The organism is Microbacterium gawkjiense, assembly GCF_031932225.1.
Lineage (GTDB): Bacteria > Actinomycetota > Actinomycetes > Actinomycetales > Microbacteriaceae > Microbacterium > Microbacterium gawkjiense.
Genome location: NZ_JAUZVV010000001.1, coordinates 1,571,910 through 1,589,287, shown reverse-complemented (window position 1 = coordinate 1,589,287; position 17,378 = coordinate 1,571,910). Strand labels below are relative to the sequence as shown.

19 protein-coding genes are annotated in these 17,378 nt (G+C 69.7%); 3 read left to right on the top strand and 16 right to left on the bottom strand.

Features of this window, described 5'->3' with window-relative positions; all coding sequences use genetic code 11:
- Positions 1 to 75: 75 nt before the first annotated feature.
- A complete protein-coding gene (locus Q9S71_RS07670) occupies positions 76 to 1,116 on the top strand; it encodes a response regulator transcription factor (RefSeq protein WP_311861523.1) in 1,041 nt (346 codons plus the stop codon).
- 347 nt (positions 1,117 to 1,463) lie between these two features.
- Here the strand turns inward: Q9S71_RS07670 and Q9S71_RS07665 are convergent, their stop codons facing one another.
- From Q9S71_RS07665 to Q9S71_RS07655, 3 genes are all read right to left on the bottom strand, one after another.
- Entirely contained in the window at positions 1,464 to 3,149 is a 1,686-nt protein-coding gene (locus tag Q9S71_RS07665) for a glycosyltransferase family 2 protein (protein ID WP_311861521.1), read from the bottom strand.
- Positions 3,150 to 3,168: 19 nt separating this feature from the next.
- Positions 3,169 to 4,002: a fructose 1,6-bisphosphatase gene (locus tag Q9S71_RS07660; protein ID WP_311861519.1), complete on the bottom strand. Its 834-nt coding sequence runs from the start codon at positions 4,000 to 4,002 to the stop codon at positions 3,169 to 3,171.
- 161 nt (positions 4,003 to 4,163) lie between these two features.
- The gene (locus Q9S71_RS07655) at positions 4,164 to 4,781 is read right to left on the bottom strand and encodes a hypothetical protein (RefSeq protein WP_311861518.1); all 618 of its coding nucleotides are present in this window, start codon (positions 4,779 to 4,781) and stop codon (positions 4,164 to 4,166) included.
- A gap of 229 nt (positions 4,782 to 5,010) precedes the next feature.
- On the opposite strand from Q9S71_RS07655, the gene Q9S71_RS07650 reads away from it, so the two are divergent.
- Positions 5,011 to 5,580 (top strand): hypothetical protein, encoded by a 570-nt coding sequence (locus tag Q9S71_RS07650; protein WP_311861517.1) that lies wholly within the window; start codon positions 5,011 to 5,013, stop codon positions 5,578 to 5,580.
- 77 nt (positions 5,581 to 5,657) lie between these two features.
- Here the strand turns inward: Q9S71_RS07650 and truA are convergent, their stop codons facing one another.
- From truA to Q9S71_RS07635, 3 genes are read right to left on the bottom strand one after another with little or no spacing between them, the layout of a single operon-like run.
- A complete protein-coding gene (gene truA / locus Q9S71_RS07645) occupies positions 5,658 to 6,500 on the bottom strand; it encodes a tRNA pseudouridine(38-40) synthase TruA (protein WP_311861515.1) in 843 nt (280 codons plus the stop codon).
- Positions 6,501 to 6,522: 22 nt separating this feature from the next.
- Complete coding sequence (locus tag Q9S71_RS07640; protein ID WP_311861513.1) at positions 6,523 to 7,428, bottom strand: PfkB family carbohydrate kinase; 906 nt, start codon at positions 7,426 to 7,428, stop codon at positions 6,523 to 6,525.
- A 42-nt stretch (positions 7,429 to 7,470) separates the two neighbouring features.
- Positions 7,471 to 8,313 carry a universal stress protein gene (locus Q9S71_RS07635; RefSeq protein ID WP_311861512.1) on the bottom strand — a complete coding sequence of 281 codons (843 nt, stop codon included), beginning with the start codon at positions 8,311 to 8,313 and terminating at the stop codon, positions 7,471 to 7,473.
- Positions 8,314 to 8,506: 193 nt separating this feature from the next.
- Between Q9S71_RS07635 and Q9S71_RS07630 the strand changes: the two genes are divergently transcribed.
- Complete coding sequence (locus tag Q9S71_RS07630; protein ID WP_311861511.1) at positions 8,507 to 10,450, top strand: acyltransferase family protein; 1,944 nt, start codon at positions 8,507 to 8,509, stop codon at positions 10,448 to 10,450.
- Positions 10,451 to 10,680: 230 nt separating this feature from the next.
- On the opposite strand, the gene rplQ is transcribed toward Q9S71_RS07630, so the two are convergent.
- The 10 genes from rplQ to secY form a co-directional block, all read right to left on the bottom strand.
- Positions 10,681 to 11,250, bottom strand: a complete 570-nt coding sequence (gene rplQ / locus Q9S71_RS07625; RefSeq protein WP_311861510.1) for a 50S ribosomal protein L17 — start codon at positions 11,248 to 11,250, stop codon at positions 10,681 to 10,683.
- A gap of 56 nt (positions 11,251 to 11,306) precedes the next feature.
- Positions 11,307 to 12,296: a DNA-directed RNA polymerase subunit alpha gene (locus Q9S71_RS07620; protein WP_217528388.1), complete on the bottom strand. Its 990-nt coding sequence runs from the start codon at positions 12,294 to 12,296 to the stop codon at positions 11,307 to 11,309.
- A 116-nt stretch (positions 12,297 to 12,412) separates the two neighbouring features.
- Positions 12,413 to 12,811, bottom strand: coding sequence for a 30S ribosomal protein S11 (gene rpsK / locus Q9S71_RS07615; protein WP_018171470.1), 399 nt, complete (start codon positions 12,809 to 12,811; stop codon positions 12,413 to 12,415).
- A gap of 34 nt (positions 12,812 to 12,845) precedes the next feature.
- Positions 12,846 to 13,220, bottom strand: a complete 375-nt coding sequence (rpsM, locus tag Q9S71_RS07610) for a 30S ribosomal protein S13 (RefSeq protein ID WP_311861508.1) — start codon at positions 13,218 to 13,220, stop codon at positions 12,846 to 12,848.
- 148 nt (positions 13,221 to 13,368) lie between these two features.
- A complete protein-coding gene (gene rpmJ / locus Q9S71_RS07605) occupies positions 13,369 to 13,485 on the bottom strand; it encodes a 50S ribosomal protein L36 (protein WP_005050492.1) in 117 nt (38 codons plus the stop codon).
- Positions 13,486 to 13,551: 66 nt separating this feature from the next.
- Positions 13,552 to 13,773 (bottom strand): translation initiation factor IF-1, encoded by a 222-nt coding sequence (infA, locus tag Q9S71_RS07600; RefSeq protein ID WP_017201569.1) that lies wholly within the window; start codon positions 13,771 to 13,773, stop codon positions 13,552 to 13,554.
- Positions 13,774 to 13,912: 139 nt separating this feature from the next.
- Entirely contained in the window at positions 13,913 to 14,590 is a 678-nt protein-coding gene (locus tag Q9S71_RS07595; RefSeq protein WP_311861507.1) for a DsbA family protein, read from the bottom strand.
- A 13-nt stretch (positions 14,591 to 14,603) separates the two neighbouring features.
- The gene (gene map / locus Q9S71_RS07590) at positions 14,604 to 15,437 is read right to left on the bottom strand and encodes a type I methionyl aminopeptidase (protein ID WP_311861506.1); all 834 of its coding nucleotides are present in this window, start codon (positions 15,435 to 15,437) and stop codon (positions 14,604 to 14,606) included.
- Positions 15,437 to 16,030, bottom strand: coding sequence for an adenylate kinase (locus tag Q9S71_RS07585; RefSeq protein ID WP_311861505.1), 594 nt, complete (start codon positions 16,028 to 16,030; stop codon positions 15,437 to 15,439). The genes map and Q9S71_RS07585 overlap by 1 nt, the downstream gene beginning before the upstream one ends.
- Positions 16,027 to 17,352: a preprotein translocase subunit SecY gene (gene secY / locus Q9S71_RS07580; protein ID WP_064003319.1), complete on the bottom strand. Its 1,326-nt coding sequence runs from the start codon at positions 17,350 to 17,352 to the stop codon at positions 16,027 to 16,029. The genes Q9S71_RS07585 and secY overlap by 4 nt, the downstream gene beginning before the upstream one ends.
- Positions 17,353 to 17,378: the final 26 nt, after the last annotated feature.

Sequence of the window (17,378 nt, the reverse complement as noted above, 5' to 3'; positions counted from 1 at the left end):
CGACCGCGCGAGGCGGTGCCTGCCGCCTGTGTAGCATGAGGACCGACTTTCACACCGGAATCGGGGGCTACATCGATGAGTGATTCGATGTCGATGCATAAGACGGCGGTCATCGTCGAGGACGATCCCGACATCCGTCATCTCATCGTCGAGGTCCTTGAGGCCGCCGGCTTCTCGACCGTCTCGGTCGGCAACGGCATCGACGGCGTCCGCGCCGTACTCTCGTACCAGCCGCTCATCACGACCCTCGACGTGAACATGCCCGGCATCGACGGGTTCGAGGCGGCGCGCCGCATCCGTGCGCAGAGCGACACCTACATCATCATGATCACCGGCCTCGAAGAAGAGGCGGACGTCGTCCTCGGCCTCGGTGCCGGCGCCGACGAGTACGTCGTGAAGCCGTTCCGCCCGCGCGAACTGCGTGCGCGCGTCGAGTCGCTGCTGCGCCGCCCGCGCGCCACCGGCACGGCCGTCGCCGCCGCGCCGCGGCAGGAGGCGACCGGTCCGTCGTTCCCGGGCGCGCGACCCGCCGTCCCGCAGTACGACGCCGTGCCCACCTCCCCCGTCTTCGACGAGCGCATCATGACGCCCGTCTACAGCGAGCAGCCGCCGCAGGGCGGTGCGGTGGTCCTGCCGCCGCAGGGCGCCCCGCAGCAGGGTGCGCCGCAGCAGGGCGCACCCCACCCGGGCATGCCGCATCTCGGCGGCCAGCCGCCGGTCGCGCATCCCGGCAACGCGGTGGCCCCGGCATCCGCTGTCCCGCCCGTGGGCGGCCCCGGTTGGACCGTGCACCGCGACCTCGCCGTGCACGCCGAGCACCGGGTCGTCCTCGTCGCGGGGCGCGAGCTGACGCTCACCCGCACGGAGTTCGACCTGCTGTCGACCCTCATGGAATCCAAGCGTCGTGTGCGCAGCAAGGCCGACCTGACGCTCGTGCTGCGCGGCGAGTCGTACGTGACGAGCTACTTCGTCGGCGAGGCCGACAAGCGCGCAATCGAGGCGCACATGACGAACCTGCGCCGCAAGCTCGGCGACAACCCGAACAACCCCCGGTACATCGAGACCGTCCGGGGTGTCGGCTACCGCCTCACCTCCGAAACCGTCGCCGGCGCCTGACCCTCGCCCCGCCGCGCGCGTGCGCGTGCGTCGCTCGTGCGCCCGTTCACCGATGCAATGGATGCCGCGCGACACCCCGCATCCCACCCCCACTCACCGGCGTGTCGCTTCAGATCCATTGCATCCGTGAACACCCGGCACGCCGCCAACACCCGCGCACCCCGCCAACCGCACCGGCACCCCGCCCACCGCACCGGGCACCCGTTTCACCGATGCAACGGATGCCGCACGACACCCCGCATCCCATCCCCACCCACCGGCGTGTCGACCTCATCCGTGAACGTCCCGGGCGCACGGAAGAAGCCCCCGGAGACAGGCTCCGGGGGCTTCGTTCGGGACGGGCGAGGTCAGACCTTGTAGCCCTGATGGCGCTGGAACAGCTTGATGGCCATCGTGAGGGTCTGCAGGACCGTGACGACACCGACGATCGGCCAGCCGACCCACAGGATCGCGGACTGGGTGATCGGGTCGAGCAGGTTCCAGATGACGGCGATCGCGACGGCGACGATGGCGAGGATGATGAAGGGCGTCCAGTGTCCGAAGCTCACGCCGCCCTTCTCGGCCCGCGCCTGCAGGGCCCAGTTGTCGACCTTCTTCTTGGAGAGGAAGCGGGTCCACGACCGGATGAAGTGACTGATGCGGATCCACATGAAGATCTCGGCCGGGAACAGCAGCACGGCGAACGCGATGTCGCGCGAGTTCGACTTCTCCATCGCCCGCGCCATGCGCAGGTTCAGCCCCGCGGCGACGAGCGGCGGGATGAGCCACCACGGCGAGAACACGAACGCGTTGATCGACAGCGACGCGACGAGCAGCGTCAGGAACGCGACACGGACGAAGAAGTTCGTGAGCATCGAGAACTGCTCGAACCAGCGCAGACGCAGGTTCGGGTGGAACGGCTGCCCCTTCGTGTCTCCACGCTGACCGGGCCACATGAGCTCGATGGCGCCGTAGGTCCACTTCACCTGCTGCGCGTCGTACCCCTTGAGGGTTGTCATGCCACCGACATCCGCCCGGGCGAACGGGCTGATCTTCGTCAGGTACCCGGCCGATTTGATCTGCAGGGAGAGCAGCGAGTCCTCGACCTCTGAGTCCTTGACCCACGGCGAGTTCTGGTGGTTCTCCTTCATGATGTCGCGGAGCGCGGTCGTCGAGAAGATCGAGAACTGCCCGCCGAGCACCGCCATGTTGCGGCCTCGCAGCAGGTTCTGCATGTTGAAGGCCGCGAACTGGGTACGCTGACCGGCGATCAGCCACTTGGCGATGAAGCCCTTGATGGGGCGGTCGTCGATCGTGTAGATCGCCGAGATGCCGCCGATACGCGAGTCCGACACGGCCTCGTTCTCGAGGTACTCCACGGCGCGGCGGTCGGCGGTCGTGTCGCCGTCGACACCGAGCAGGTAGTCGTACCCCTCGACGAGGGCGTAGCCGTAGTTGAGCGCGCCGACCTTCTTGTCGGGGTTCTTGCCGATGTCGTGGACGAACACCTCGGTGAACTGCAGTCCGAGCTCGGTCTCGACCTCGTGCGGTCCCGAAAACTCCGACGCGATCTTTACCGTGTCATCCGAGGTGTTGTTGACGACCACGTGGATGACGTCGGGCACGCGGCTCTGCTCGAGGAGCGACCGGATGACGTCGGCGATCGACTCCGCCTCGTTATAGGCCGGGATGATGCATCCGATCGTCGACCGGTGCACCGAGTGGTTCTCGAGCACCGAGGCGAAGTCGTCGGCGAACTCGTCCACCGGGACGATCTCGCCGGGACCGCCGGGCGACGCGGCATAACCGGCCGCTTCGGGGGCCGCCTGCCAGGAACCCTGCGGGGCGACGCCCTGCCACTGCGCCTGCGGCTCCTGCCACTGCGCGGCGGGCTGCTGCCACTGCGGCTGCTGCTGCGCCTGCGGAGGCTGCCACGCGGGCTGCTGGCCCCACTGCGGCTCCTGGCCCGGCCAGGCGCCGGCCGCCGGCTGCGCGCCCACCGGGGGCTGCGCGGGCTGCCAGCCCTGCGGGCCGGGGATGTACGGACTCGTCACGTCGGTTCCTCGAACTGGATCACGGAGTGGTGGGACCGCCGGTACCGGGGGTGGTGGTCCACCCGTCGGTGCCGGTGGTTCCCTGGGAGCCGTCATTCGACGTGCCGTCGGTCGCGCCGCCCGTGGACCCGTCGGTCTCTGTCTCACGAGGATAGATCGCAATCGGGATGACGGGGTAGACCGTCTGCTGCACGAACGACTTGTCGTCGTTGGCCGCCCCCTCGACCCACACGTCGAGCGCGAACTGCAGCGTGATCCCGTAGGTGTCCGGCGGCAGCTGGTTGATCGTCGTCTCGGGGACGAGCAGACCGCCCTGGTAGCTGTTGATCAGCAGGCCCTTGCTCGAGCGGATCGTGTCGGTGGGCACGAGCGTGCGGGGGTCGGCGCTGAACTGGAACGGCGAGCTCACCTGGTTCGAGGACTGCGCGGTCTGCGACGAGATCGACACGTTCGAGAGGAACACGCGACGCTTCTGCTTGAGCACCGCCTTCTCGTCGACGCGGGTGTCCTTGACGTTGACCGCGAAGCCGAAGGTCTTCGCGTTGTCGGGGTACCACTCGCGGGTGCGCTTGGAGTCGACGGCCCAGAAGTCGAGGATGATGTCGAGACCGTCGGCGATCTCGTACGTCATCTGCACCGAGCCGTCGTACGTGAACTGCGAGTCGAACGGCATCTCCACCGTCCCGGTCGCGGGCGTCGCGTTCGGAGCGGGGGTGGCGGCGACGTTCTCGCTCGTCCCCGAGATGGAGTTGAAGGCTTCGACGACCTGAGCGCACCCCGAGAGCGACAGCGCAGCCGCGGCGGCCAGGGCGACGACGCCGAGCCGGCGACGGGCGATGGGACGGATGGACATGCGCGAACCTCGTTCGGTGTGAAGGATGGAGGGCACCGGCGGCGGGGTTCGGGTCGCCGCCGCCAGTGCCACGTCTTCACCGTAGGGGCGGAAACCCTCGCTCACCGGTGACTTCGCGAAGCCTCGCGCTGGTCTTTACCGGACCTTGAGGTTCTTGAGGTTCAGCCGGATGCCGGTTGCTGCGCGATGGCGACGGTCACCGTGTCGGTCGCGGTCTGCTTCGCGTACTCGTCGGCCTTGGGCTTGGTCTGCACGAGGAAGTCGTAGGTGAACTGCAGAGTCACGTACGTCGCGCCCTCGGGAACCTGCCCGACGTTGAAGGTCTGCGAGTAGCTGTAGGGCTTCAGGACGAGGTAGCCGTTCTTCACGCTCGCCTCGTCGACCTGCGGATCGAGGGCGGGGAAGGTCTCCTCGGCGTTCGCGGGGACCGCGAGCATCGTGGCCTTCTGCAGGTACACCTTCTGCCCGTCGTTGGGCGTGATGGTGGTCACGAGCGACAGACTGACGGGCTTGACCGCGTTCGCCGTCCATCGGTCCATCCGCAGGTCGGACCAGTAGTTGACGGCGACGCTCACGGCGCCCGCCTTGAGGTCCCGCTGCGTGGACCCGCTCGAGAGGTCGTTCTCGACGGGCGGCGCGACCACGACCGGCGGGCTCGACACCGCGGCCGGGGCCGTCGGGGTCGGGCTCTGCAGGGCCCACGGGGACGGGCCGCATCCCGACAGCACGACCGCGCTGCCGACGAGCGCCGCCGCAGCGGCCAGACGCATGCTTCTCATCCGCATCATGACCCCTCCCTGCGGTGCCGTCAGTCTACAAGTGCGGATGCCGCGGCCCGCCCGACGCGCATGTGTCGGAGTGCGACAGTGTTTACCTGTTCGAAACCCGCTCTAGTTGCTGTTCCTGAGCGATTCCTGAATACTGGCAATGTCCAACCAACGGGGGGCGGCCGGTTGGATCTTCTTTTGCCGTCTGCGCCCTGAACTCACGACGACCGAAAGAAGCACCATGAAGCACAAGATCAGCAAGGCTGCGGCGGCTCTCGCCGTCGCCATCGCGGCGGTCTTCGCGGCTCCGGCCGTCGCGAGCGCCTACACTCCCGACACACCGGTTCCGTCGGCCCTGGTTCCCGGCGTGCCGGCTCCGTTCCCCGTGCCGGCAGGCACGTTCGTCCCCGGCGAGACGGTCACGTTCACGCTCACCGGTGAGGGCGTCGGCCCCGACAACCTCGCATTCGTCGCCTTCGCCGTCTCGTCCGCTTCGGTCGACAAGACGGCCACGGCTGACGGCGGCGCGGTCGCCACGGTCACCCTCCCCGAGGACGCCACCGGCAGCTACGCGCTGACGGCCGTCAGCGAGAGCGGCGCATCCTTCGCGTTCCCGGCAGTCGGCGTTGCCGCTGCCGCGGGTGGCGACGGCGGCGGCACGGACGACGGCGGCGCCGGCGGTCCGGCCCTCGGCAACACCGGTTTCGACGGTGACGCACTCCTCGGCCTCTGGGTCGGCGGCGGCGTTCTCGTCCTCGCCGGTGCGAGCATCGCGGTCGCGACCTCGGTCCGCCGCACGCGTCGGGCATAAGGCACTCGCGAACCATCGCAACAGGAGAACCCCCGGGCCATGGCCCGGGGGTTCTCCTGTTCTCGCGTCATCCCCGCTCAGTCGTCGGCGGCGCCCAGTTCCCGGCGGGCGCGCGTCTGCTCGGCTCGCGCTGCGAGCAGATCGTCGGCCGGGTAGCCCACCTCGGTGAGCGTCAGCCCGCGGGCGGCGAGCACCTTCACCTCGTTCGTGCGGACGAGCTCGTCGCGGATCTCCGCGACCCGATCGATTCCGATCCGCCCCTCCCCGACCGCGACGCACGCGCCCACGAGCGCCCGCACCATGCTGTGGCAGAACGCGTCCGCCTTGACCGACGCGATCAGCGCACCGGACTCGTCCCGGCGCCACCCGTACTCGAGCAGCGTGCGGATCGTCGTCGCCTCCTCGCGCGGTTTGCAGTAGGCCGCGAAGTCGTGCAGTCCGCGCAGGCTGCGGGCTGCGGCATCCATCGACGCCACATCGAGGTGCGCCGCGACCCAGGTCGTGCGTCCGCGCTCGAGCGGGTCGTAGCCGGTCGCCCGGTCGGCGACGCGGTAGGCGTACCGCCGCCACACGGCGGAGAAGCGCGCGTCGAAACCCTCGGGCGCCACGCTCACGCGGTGCACCGCCACATCCGGGTACGGACCGAGCACACCGTTGATGCGCGCGGCGAGCGCCTCGGGCTCCGGTCGCCGTCCCGACAGCAGCCGGCGCTCCTGCCCGTCGGTCAGGTCGAGGTGAGCCACCTGCGCCGACGCGTGCACCCCGGCATCCGTCCGCCCGGCGACGACCAGCCGCGGATCCCCGCCCAGGATGCGGGCGATCGCCGCCTCGAGCGTCCCCTGCACGGTCCGCAGGCCCGGCTGCCGCGCCCAGCCTCGGAAGTCGGTGCCGTCGTAGGCGAGATCGATCCGCAGGCGCACGGTGTCAGCCTATCCGCGCCGGTCAGACTGCCGCGTCGACCTCCGCGCGCGTGGGCGGGTTGGCGCCGGGCCGCGACACCGTGATCCCCGCCGTCACGACGGCGCGGCGGAGCGCGCGCGGCAAAGCGTCGGCGTCGCCCGAGAGCAGTCCGGGGTCGTCGACGAGGCTCGTGATGAGGCTCGCCATGAACGCGTCGCCCGCGCCGATCGTGTCGGCGACGTCGACGACGAGCGGCGCGACCTCGACGAGACCCGACGGCCCGAGCGCGAGGGCACCCTCGCCGCCGCGCGTCATCACGACGATCTGCGGCCCCCGGGCGGCGATGGTCTCGAGCACGCGCGCGGCGGGCACACCCGGGTAGAGCGCCTCGGCATCCTCATCGCTCAGCTTCACCAGCGTCGCCGCCGCGAATGCCCGCTCGGCGACCGGCCGCGGGTCGGGTCCGACGAGCGCCGGCCGCACGTTCGGGTCGACCGTCACGACACGGCCCGCCTGCCGTGCGCGTTCGAGGGTCGCGAGCGCGACCTCTCCCCCGGGCTGCAGGAACAGCGCGATCGATCCGGAGTGGACGACGGATGCCGCCGCTGCCGCGTCGGCCGCGGCGTCCGCCTCGAGCGCCCAGACGATGTCGAAGTCGTACTCGGCCGAGCCGTCGGCGCGCAGCCGGGCACGGGCGGTGGAGGTCGCGGCATCCGTCCAGGACGCCTCGTGGACGACCGCACCCGACGCGGTCACCTGCTCGGCGATCCGGCGGCCGCGGTCATCGCGGCCGAGGCGCGTCAGCAGGGTTGCCGGCACGTCCTGCCGCGCGATGCCGACGGCCACGTTCGCGGGACTGCCGCCGACGAACTCGGCGTCACCGCCGTCCCGTTCCACGATGTCGATGAGCGCTTCGCCGAGGACGAGGACGGCGTGCCGAGAGGTCATGCCCTCACTTTCGCACGTCGCCCGCGGGCGCGCACGTCGATGTCAGCGGACGACGGCGGTGATGGTCGGCAGGTGCGAGAGGAGCTCCTGACTGATCGACCCGAGCAGGAAGCGGGCGAGCGCACCCCGGCCATGGGTGCCGACGACGACCATGCGGGCGTCGGCGGCGATCCCGGCCAGCACCTGCGACGGATGACCGCGCTCGACGCGGCGGACGATGCGCAGGTCGGGGTAGCGCGACGACAGGCCGGCGACGGACAGCGCCAGCACCTCCTCGGCCGTCGACTGCATGTTCGCGAGGTAGAGGTCGGGGTAGACCTCCATCGCGTTCCGCGGCGTGTGCACCGGCGTCCAGACGTTCACCGCGATGAGCGGCTCGCCGAGCCGGTCCGCCTCGGCGGCGGCGAACTCGATCGCGTGCTCGGACACCTCGGACCCGTCGATGCCGACGACGATCCCCATCCCCTCCCCGAGATCGCGGTCGGGGACGACGACGACGGGGCACTTCGCGCCCGCCGCGATCCGGATGCCGTGCACCCCGCGTGCCGGGCCGGTCCCCGGTCCCCGGTAGTCGCTGCCGATGACGAGGAGCGTGGCGTCCGCGGCGGCTTCGATGAGCTTGGTGACGGGGTTGCCGGATTCGACGCGGGTCGTGACCGGGACCCCGGCATCCGTCACCCGCGCCGCCTCGCCGTCGAGCAGACGCTGCGTCGCGGTCTGCGCCGCACCGAGCACCTCGGCCTCGCCGACGGCCCCGACCGCGCCGCCGACGACCGAGACCAGCTCGACCGCCTGCCGGCGCTGGGCGGCACGAGTCACGGCCCAGTCCACGGCCCGGCGCGACACCGGGGCACCCGTGACTCCGACGATGATCTTTCCGGCCATGCTGCACGTCCCTTCTGGGGGCGACGCGCCTGCCGGATCGCGGTGACGTCTGCGGGCGCTCGTCCGTGTCTCGGTGATGCCAACCTATCCCGGCCACGGGCGAGGCGGGAAGGGGCGGGCCCGTTCAGGATGCCGACCTAGACTGGATGCCGCGAATCGCCCGCTCGCCTCGAGACCCCTCCCCCGCTTCGACATGACTCGACCTTCTTCCGCGCGCCTGCCAGGCCTCGACGGACTCCGCGCCGTCGCGGTCCTGCTGGTCGTCGTGTACCACCTGTTCCCGGCGCTGCCCGCCGGGTTCCTCGGTGTCGACGTCTTCTTCGTGATCTCCGGGTTCCTCATCACGACCCTGCTCCTCCGCGAGCGCGACGAGCACGGTCGGATCGGCCTGCTGGACTTCTGGCGGCGGCGGGCCCGCCGGCTGCTGCCCGCGATCGGAGTCGTCGTCCTCGTGACCGCGTCGCTCGCCTGGATGGTGGGCGGCGACATCCTCGTGGGCCTCGGCGGTCAGCTGCTCGGGGCGACGACGTTCTCGTACAACTGGGTCGCCGTCGCGAACGGGTCGTCCTATTTCGGCGGCGGGCTCGACTCCTCCGCCCCCGAACTGCTGCGGAACCTCTGGTCCCTCGCCGTCGAGGAGCAGTTCTACCTGCTCTGGCCGCTGCTGCTGCCGCTCGTCCTTCGGCTGCGACGCGGGCGGGTTCCCGTCGCCGTCGGGTTGGCGGCGGCATCCGTCCTGGCCGCGGTGCTCCTCGCCGGCAGCGGCGCGACCCGCGTGTACTACGGGACCGACACCCACGCCTTCGGTCTGCTGCTCGGCGTCGCCCTCGCTTTCCTGCGCCCGGCGGAGCGCCGCGGCGGCGTGCCTGCCGTGGTCGGCGGCGCGGCGATCGCCGGGGTCGTCGGGCTCGCGTTCGTGACGCCGGGCGACGGGATCGAGACCTTCCCCGGGCTTCTCGTCGCGGCATCCGTCCTGACCGTCGTGGCGATCGCGGCAGCCGTGCGCGCGGGTTCGCGCCTCGGACGGGCGCTGGACGTCGCGCCGCTGCGCTGGATCGGCGAGCGGTCCTTCGGGATCTACCTCTGGCACTGGCCTCTCGTCGTCATCCTGACGGTCGCGACCACGCGCTCCTCCCCCGACGTCGCCGTCCCGTTCGAGGTCGCGCTCCTCACCCTGGCGCTCACGCTGGTCGCCGCCGAGGTGTCGTTCCGCTTCATCGAGCAGCCGGTACGCCGGCTCGGGTTCCGCGCGTCGCTCCGGTCCGTCGGGCGCGCGTTCCGCGGCGGCCCCGTGCGACGCCTCGCCGCCACGGCCGCGATGGCCGCAGGGCTCCTCGTCGTCGCCGGCACGACCGCGGCGGTCGCCGACGCGCCGACGATGGCCTCGAGCGAAGCGGCCGTCCGCGACGGACGCGCGGCGCTCGACGCGGCATCCTTCCGCTCGCATCACGCGACGCTGCCCGGCGCCGCCCTCCGCAGCGACGACGCCGTGCTGCGCCCGGAGTGCCCGTCCGCGCACCTCAGCGACGACGAGGGACTCTGCACCCCGCCGGACGGGCGCCCCGCTCCGCCCGCCTCCGTCCGTGTCGCCGGAGCGCGCGTGACCCTCGTCGGCGACTCGGTGATGCTCGCGTCCGCCGGCGGCCTCCTCGACCGGATGCCGGGCGCCCAGGTCGACGCGAAGGTGTCGCGCTCGATGGGGGCCGGCGTCGCGATCGTCGACCGCCTCGCCGCCCGCGGACAGCTGCGCGACTACGTCGTCGTGGGTCTCGGCACGAACGGACCGGTGGACCCCGACGACCTCGCGCGCCTGGAGAAGGATGTCGGCCCTCACCGCACGCTCGTGCTCGTGACCGCCCACGCGCCCCGCGACTGGATCCCAGGCGTCAACGAGGAGCTCGAGTCCTTCGCGCAGCGCACCCCCGGCGTCGCGATCGCGGACTGGTCGGCGGCGATCAGCGGTCACGAAGACCTGCTGGCGGGCGACGGCATCCACCCCGGCGCCCGCGGCGGACAGCGCTACGCCGACGCCGTAGCCGACGCGATCGACGGCGTCGAGAACAGCCGCGCGCAGCTGCGCTACCGCGTCGAGCTCGCCCAGTGGGCCGTCGCCCAGACCTTCGACGCCGCGCGCTGACCCTCTCAGGACCGCTCCCCCGCCACCGCGCCCGCCGAGCGACGCCCCCTCTGCATCCACATCATGTGCTCCGGACGAGGGCACACGTTCTGGACCGTGCACAGGGTGTGATGTCGTTGCGAGCACATGATGTGGCCAGGAAGCAGCGGCCCCACGCCCCCGCGCGGGTACGAGAAAGGGCCCGCCCCGAAACGGGGGCGGGCCCTCGGATTCCCTCCGGGGAGGGAGCCTTACTTGGCCTCGTCGGCCTTCTCGTCGTCGGACGCGACGGCGTCCTCGGCGGTGGCTTCGGCAGCAGCGCCCTCCTCGGGCGACTCGGCACCGGCGTCGGCGGCGTCCTCAGCGGGCGTCTCGGCCTCGGTCTCCTCGGCAGCGGGCTCCTCGGCAGCCGGCGCAGCGGCGGCCGGAGCAGCCTTCTTCGACGACTTCGCCTTCGGGGTGACGGGCTCGAGGACGAGCTCGATCACGGCCATGGGCGCGTTGTCGCCCTTGCGGTTGCCGACCTTCGTGATGCGGGTGTAGCCACCCTCACGCTCGGCGACCAGCGGCGCGATCTCGGCGAAGAGCTCGTGCACGACGGACTTGTCGCCGATGACCGACAGGACGCGACGGCGAGCGTGCAGGTCGCCGCGCTTGGCGAACGTCACCAGGCGCTCGGCGAACGGACGCAGGCGCTTGGCCTTGGTCTCGGTCGTGGTGATCGACTTGTGCGTGAACAGCGCGGCAGCGAGGTTCGCAAGCAGAAGACGCTCGTGGGCGGGGCCGCCACCGAGGCGGGCACCCTTCGTGGGCTTGGGCATGTCAATTACTCCTGGAAAGAAATTCAGTCAGTGGACCGGGGCGAACCGGAGTCCGCTCAGACGGTCTCGTCGTCGTAGCCGCCGTAGAAGTGCGCACCGTCGAACCCGGGCACCGAGTCCTTCAGCGACAGGCCGAGCGAGACAAGCTTGTCCTTGACCTCGTCGACCGACTTCTGACCGAAGTTGCGGATGTTCATGAGCTGCGTCTCCGAGAGGGCGACGAGCTCGGACACCGTGTTGATGCCCTCGCGCTTGAGGCAGTTGTACGAGCGGACCGACAGGTCGAGGTCCTCGATCGGCATCGAGAGCTCGTTGGTCAGGACCTCGGCGACCGGCGCGGGGCCGATCTCGATGCCCTCGGCCTCGACGTTCAGCTCGCGGGCGAGACCGAACAGCTCGACCAGCGTGCGACCGGCCGACGCGACGGCGTCGCGGGGGCTGATCGACGACTTGGTCTCGACGTCCAGGACGAGCTTGTCGAAGTCGGTGCGCTCACCGGCACGGGTGGCGTCGACGCGGTAGCTGACCTTGAGGACGGGCGAGTAGATCGAGTCGATCGGGATCTGACCGGCCTCGGCGTACTCGTTGCGGTTCTGCGTGGCCGAGACGTAGCCGCGGCCGCGCTCGATCGTCAGCTCGAGCTCGAACTTCGCCGAGTCGTTGAGCGTCGCGATGACCAGGTCGGGGTTGTGGACCTCGACACCCGCCGGAGCGGAGATGTCGGCGGCCGTGACCTCGCCGGCGCCCGTCTTGCGCAGGTACGCGGTGATGGGCTCGTCGCGCTCGCTGGAGACCACCAGCTGCTTGATGTTGAGGATGATCTCGGTGACATCCTCCTTGACACCCGGGACGGTGCTGAACTCGTGCAGCACGCCGTCGATGCGGATGCTGGTGACCGCGGCACCCGGGATCGACGACAGCAGGCTGCGACGCAGCGCGTTGCCGATCGTGTAGCCGAAGCCCGGCTCGAGGGGCTCGATGACGAATCGGCTGCGGAAGTCGCCGACCTTCTCCTCGGTCAGAGTGGGACGCTGTGCAATGAGCACTATGTGTTCCTTTCAGTCACGTGACCGCTATATGACACGTGCAGTTGGTGAAGTGTTGAGTTGTGACCGGGATGCCGGGGCGCGACGCACGTCGCACCCCCGGCATCCGTCGAGGATCAGACGCGGCGGCGCTTCGGGGGGCGGCAGCCGTTGTGGGCCTGAGGCGTGACGTCCTGGATCGAACCGACCTCGAGGCCGGCGGCGGTCAGCGAACGGATCGCGGTCTCGCGGCCCGAGCCGGGGCCCTTGACGAAGACGTCGACCTTCTTGACGCCGTGCTCCTGCGCCTGACGCGCAGCGGACTCGGCGGCCATGCCGGCGGCGTACGGGGTCGACTTGCGCGAGCCCTTGAAGCCGACGCCACCCGAGGAGGCCCAGCTGATGACCGCACCCGAGGGGTCGGTGATCGAAACGATCGTGTTGTTGAACGTCGACTTGATGTGGGCCTGGCCCAGCGCGATGTTCTTCTTCTCCTTGCGGCGCGGCTTGCGCGCAGCGGACTTGGCCTGTGCCATGTGAGTGTTCTCCTAAACCTGTGGCGGCCGCGCTTTAGCGCGCCTTCTTCTTGCCGGCGACGGTGCGCTTGGGACCCTTGCGGGTACGCGCGTTGGTCTTCGTGCGCTGGCCGCGCACGGGCAGGCCGCGACGGTGGCGGATACCCTCGTACGAGCCGATCTCGACCTTGCGGCGGATGTCTGCGGCGACCTCGCGGCGCAGGTCACCCTCCACCTTGTAAGTGCCTCCGATGTGGTCGCGGAGAGCGACCAGCTGGTCGTCGGTGAGGTCCTTGACGCGGATCGACTCGTCGATGCCGGTCGAGCTGAGGATCTCGACGGAGCGGGTACGGCCGATGCCGTAGATGTAGGTGAGGGCGATCACCACGCGCTTGTCGCGCGGGATGTCAACGCCGGCAAGACGTGCCATGCGATGTCTCCTAGGAGTAAGTGGAGGTGTGGAGCAGGATCGGTGCCCGGGCCTCCGACCCGAGGTGTCCCCCGCTGAGCGGGTTCTGATCCTGCCGAGATGTGTTCAGTTGTGAGCCTGCGAGGCCGCGCCGGGGCGCGGCATCCCATCAGCCCTGGCGCTGCTTGTGACGCGGGTTCGACTTGCAGATGACCATGACGCGACCGTGGCGGCGGATGACCTTGCAGTGGTCGCAGATGGGCTTGACGGAGGGGTTGACCTTCATGATTTTCCTGATTCGCTGTCTTCGCCGACGCACACGGGTGTGCGGGGCGTTACTTCTCGACCGGTCTCAGCGGTAGCGGTAGACGATGCGACCGCGCGTGAGGTCGTAAGGCGAGAGCTCCACGACGACACGGTCTTCGGGGATGATGCGGATGTAGTTCTGCCGCATCTTTCCGGAGATCGTGGCCAGGACCTTGTGACCGTTGCTCAGCTCGACGCGGAACATCGCGTTCGGCAGAGCCTCGGAGATCACACCCTCGATCTCGATGACACCGTCTTTCTTCGCCATACGCTCGCTTACAGTTGGCAGACCGGTCGGTCTGCGGTGAGTGGGGATTGTGGTGACACGCCGAAACAGGCGCAACGCACCAAAGATTTAGTGTACGTGATATCGAGGCGACCCGCCACTCGGCGTGTCGCCGCCGAGATCAGCGAGCGGACAGTCGCGAGAGGATGTCGGCCTGCGGGTCGTACGTGACGGGGACGACCTCGTCGTTCACGACGAGCGTCGGGGTCCCGGTGGCGCCTTCGGGCAGCTCCTGCGACTGGGCGAAGCTCTTGTACTCATGGTCCTTGATCGACTTCTCGAGGTCAGCGGTCACGTTCACGCCGGCATCCTTCGCGATCTGGATGAGTTCGTCGTCGGTCAGGCCCGGCGTCTGCTCCTGGGGCCGCTTGTCCCAGAGCGCACGGAAGAAGGCGTAGGCGTTGTCGGGGTCGGCTTCGGCCACGGCGTACATGGCGGATGCCGCACGGCTCGAGTACTCGGTGCCCTGCGACAGCCGGTCGAGGATCGTGACCGGGTGCACCTCGAGGGTGATGCTGCCGTCGTCCACGAGGCCCGAGATCGTCTTGCCCTCGGTCTCCTCGAACTGGCCGCAGTACGGGCACATGAAGTCCACGTAGGTGGCGACGGTGTCGGGCCCGTCGCCGAAGGTGATCGCACCGGTCTCGCGGTTGATGCCGCTGGCCTGCGGGACGGGTCCGGGGTCCGACGCCTGCGAGTTCAACACAGCGACAACGGCGACGACACCCACCAGGACCGCCACCACCGCGACGCTGATCCAGATCGCGAACCAGTTGGTCTTACCCGTGGCCGTCGCCATGTGCGTGTCCTCCTCAGGAGATGGGGGTGGGGGTGATGCCGAAGGCTGCGAGTCCCGCGGCGCCGCCGTCGGGGGCCGTCAGCACCCAGATACCTCCATCGTGCACCGCGACGCTATGTTCCCAATGAGAGCCGTCCTGGCCGTCGACCGTGCTGACGGTCCAGTCGTCGTCCTCGACGAGGGTCGCCTCGTCCCCCGCGACGATCATGGGCTCGATCGCGACGCACAGCCCCGGCCGCACCTCGGGTCCGAGGTCGGCGACGCGGTAGTTGAAGACCGTCGGGCCCTCGTGCATCTTGCGGCCGATCCCGTGTCCGACGTAATCGCGGAGGATGCCGTAGCCCTCCCCCGACGCCTCGACGTAGGACTGCACGGCGTCGCCGATCTCGCCGACGCGCGAGGCCGAGGCGAGCGCGGCGATGCCGGCCCACAGCGAACCCTCGGTCACGTCCGACAGTCGCTGACGACGTTCGACGAGCTCGGGACGGTCCGGGTCGGGCACGACGATCGTGATCGCCGAGTCCCCGTTCCATCCTTCGAACTGCGCGCCGCAGTCGATCGAGACGATGTCGCCCGGCTGCAGGACCCGGTCACCCGGGATGCCGTGGACGACCTCCTGGTTGACCGAGATGCACGTCGTGTGGTGGTAGCCGCGCACCAGCTGGAAGTTCGATTCCGCCCCGCGGGCGAGGATCGTGCGCTCGGCGATGGCATCGAGCTCCGCGGTCGTCGCACCCGCGCGAACCGCCGGACGCACGGCATCCAATGCCGCCGCGGTGATGAGACCCGGTTCGACCATCGCGCGCAGCTGCGCGGGCGTCTTGTAGATGGAGCGGCGGAAGACCATCAGGCGGTGATGCCGCGTGCCGCGAGGGCCGCCGTGATGCGCTCGGTGATCTCGTCGAGCGACCCGACGCCGTCGATCTCGTCGACGATGCCGCGCTCGCGGTACACGTCGAGGATCGGCGCGGTCTCGGACTCGTAGATCGACAGGCGCTTCGCGATCGACTCCTCGTTGTCGTCGGCGCGGCCCTGCTCGGCCGCACGACGCGAAAGGCGGGCGATCGACTCGTCGCGCGGCACCGAGAGCTCGATGACCGCGGTGAGCGGTTCGCCCCGCTGCTCGAGGAAGCCGTCGAGGTGGCCGACCTGCGTCAGGTTGCGCGGGTAGCCGTCGAGCAGGAAGCCGTGCGCGGCATCCTGCTGCGACAGTCGGTCGCGGACGATCTCGCTCGTCAGCTCGTCGGGGACGAGGTCGCCGGCGTCGATGATCGCCTTCACCTTGAGCCCGAGGTCGGTGCCGTCCTTGACGTTCGCGCGGAAGACGTCGCCCGTCGAGACGGTGGGGATGCCGAGCCGTTCGGCGATGCGGGCCCCCTGCGTCCCCTTGCCCGAGCCCTGCGGGCCGATGATCAGGAGGCGGGCGGGGGTCTGCGTCATCGGAGGAGTCCTTCGTAGTGGCGCTGCTGGAGCTGGGCGTCGATCTGCTTCACCGTCTCGAGACCGACACCGACGATGATGAGGATCGACGCGCCACCGAACGGGAAGTTCTGGTTGGCGCCCACCGTCGCGAGGGCCAGGAGCGGGAGCAGGGCGATGAGGCCCAGGTAGATGGAACCCGGCAGGGTGATGCGGGTGAGGACGTAGTCGAGGTACTCCGCCGTGGGACGCCCCGCACGGATGCCGGGGATGAACCCGCCGTACTTCTTCATGTTGTCGGCGACCTCGACCGGGTTGAACGTGATCGCGACGTAGAAGTAGGTGAAGCCGATGATGAGCAGGAAGTACACCGCCATGTAGAGCGGGTGGTCGCCGTTGACGAAGTTCGCCTGGATCCACGACACCCAGCCCGGCACGCTGCCGTCGGCGGCGGGGTTCGCGTTGAACTGCGCGATGAGGGCCGGAATGTACAGCAGCGACGAGGCGAAGATGACGGGCACGACGCCGGCCATGTTGACCTTGATCGGGATGTACGTGTTGCTGCCGCCGAGCGTCCGCCGCCCGACCATGCGCTTCGCGTACTGGACCGGGATGCGGCGCTGCGACTGCTCGACGAACACGACCAGCGCGACGGTCGCGATGCCGACGGCCAGGACCAGCAGGAAGATCTCGAAGCTGCGGGCGACCGCGATGCTCCACAGCGCCGACGGGAAGGTCGCCGCGATGGAGGTGAAGATGAGGAGCGACATGCCGTTGCCGATCCCGCGCTCGGTGACGAGCTCGGCCATCCACATGATGAGGCCGGTGCCGGCGGTCAGTGTGACGATCATGAGCAGCTGCGCCCACCAGGCCTCGTCGGTGAGGAGCTGCTGGCACTCGGCCACGCCGGTGATGCCGAAGAGCTGGCCCGAACGGGCGACGGTGACGAGCGTCGTCGACTGCAGCAGCGCCAGCGCGATCGTCAGGTAGCGGGTGTACTGGGTGAGCTTGGCCTGACCGGCCTGGCCCTCCTTGTACAGGGTCTCGAAGTGCGGGATCACCACGCGGAGGAGCTGCACGATGATCGTGCCGGTGATGTAGGGCATGACGCCGAGCGCGAAGATCGACAGCTGCAGCAGCGCGCCGCCCGAGAAGAGGTTCACGAGCGAGAGCAGGCCCTCGGTCGATCCGGACTGGTCGAGGCAGGTCTTCACGTTCGGGAAGTCCACGAACGGGGCCGGGATGTGCGCGCCGAACCGGTAGATGGCGATGATGCCGAGCGTGAAACCGATCTTCCGACGGAGATCCGGAGTGCGGAAGACCCGCGCGATGGCGCTGAACAAAGGGATTTCCTCCAGTGGGATGCCGG

Excerpts from the sequence above, each read along its gene's own strand:
- Q9S71_RS07585 (WP_311861505.1), bottom strand. The coding sequence starts at position 16,030 with ATGACGCAGACCCCCGCCCGCCTCCTGATCATCGGCCCGCAGGGCTCG.
- Q9S71_RS07650 (WP_311861517.1), top strand. The coding sequence starts at position 5,011 with ATGAAGCACAAGATCAGCAAGGCTGCGGCGGCTCTCGCCGTCGCCATC.
- infA (WP_017201569.1), bottom strand. The coding sequence starts at position 13,773 with ATGGCGAAGAAAGACGGTGTCATCGAGATCGAGGGTGTGATCTCCGAG.
- map (WP_311861506.1), bottom strand. The coding sequence starts at position 15,437 with ATGGTCTTCCGCCGCTCCATCTACAAGACGCCCGCGCAGCTGCGCGCG.
- rpsK (WP_018171470.1), bottom strand. The coding sequence starts at position 12,811 with ATGGCACAGGCCAAGTCCGCTGCGCGCAAGCCGCGCCGCAAGGAGAAG.
- Q9S71_RS07595 (WP_311861507.1), bottom strand. The coding sequence starts at position 14,590 with ATGGCGACGGCCACGGGTAAGACCAACTGGTTCGCGATCTGGATCAGC.
- Q9S71_RS07655 (WP_311861518.1), bottom strand. The coding sequence starts at position 4,781 with ATGAGAAGCATGCGTCTGGCCGCTGCGGCGGCGCTCGTCGGCAGCGCG.
- rpsM (WP_311861508.1), bottom strand. The coding sequence starts at position 13,220 with ATGGCACGTCTTGCCGGCGTTGACATCCCGCGCGACAAGCGCGTGGTG.
- Q9S71_RS07670 (WP_311861523.1), top strand. The coding sequence starts at position 76 with ATGAGTGATTCGATGTCGATGCATAAGACGGCGGTCATCGTCGAGGAC.
- rplQ (WP_311861510.1), bottom strand. The coding sequence starts at position 11,250 with ATGCCCAAGCCCACGAAGGGTGCCCGCCTCGGTGGCGGCCCCGCCCAC.
- Q9S71_RS07635 (WP_311861512.1), bottom strand. The coding sequence starts at position 8,313 with ATGGCCGGAAAGATCATCGTCGGAGTCACGGGTGCCCCGGTGTCGCGC.
- Q9S71_RS07660 (WP_311861519.1), bottom strand. The coding sequence starts at position 4,002 with ATGTCCATCCGTCCCATCGCCCGTCGCCGGCTCGGCGTCGTCGCCCTG.
- Q9S71_RS07640 (WP_311861513.1), bottom strand. The coding sequence starts at position 7,428 with ATGACCTCTCGGCACGCCGTCCTCGTCCTCGGCGAAGCGCTCATCGAC.
- Q9S71_RS07630 (WP_311861511.1), top strand. The coding sequence starts at position 8,507 with ATGACTCGACCTTCTTCCGCGCGCCTGCCAGGCCTCGACGGACTCCGC.
- rpmJ (WP_005050492.1), bottom strand. The coding sequence starts at position 13,485 with ATGAAGGTCAACCCCTCCGTCAAGCCCATCTGCGACCACTGCAAGGTC.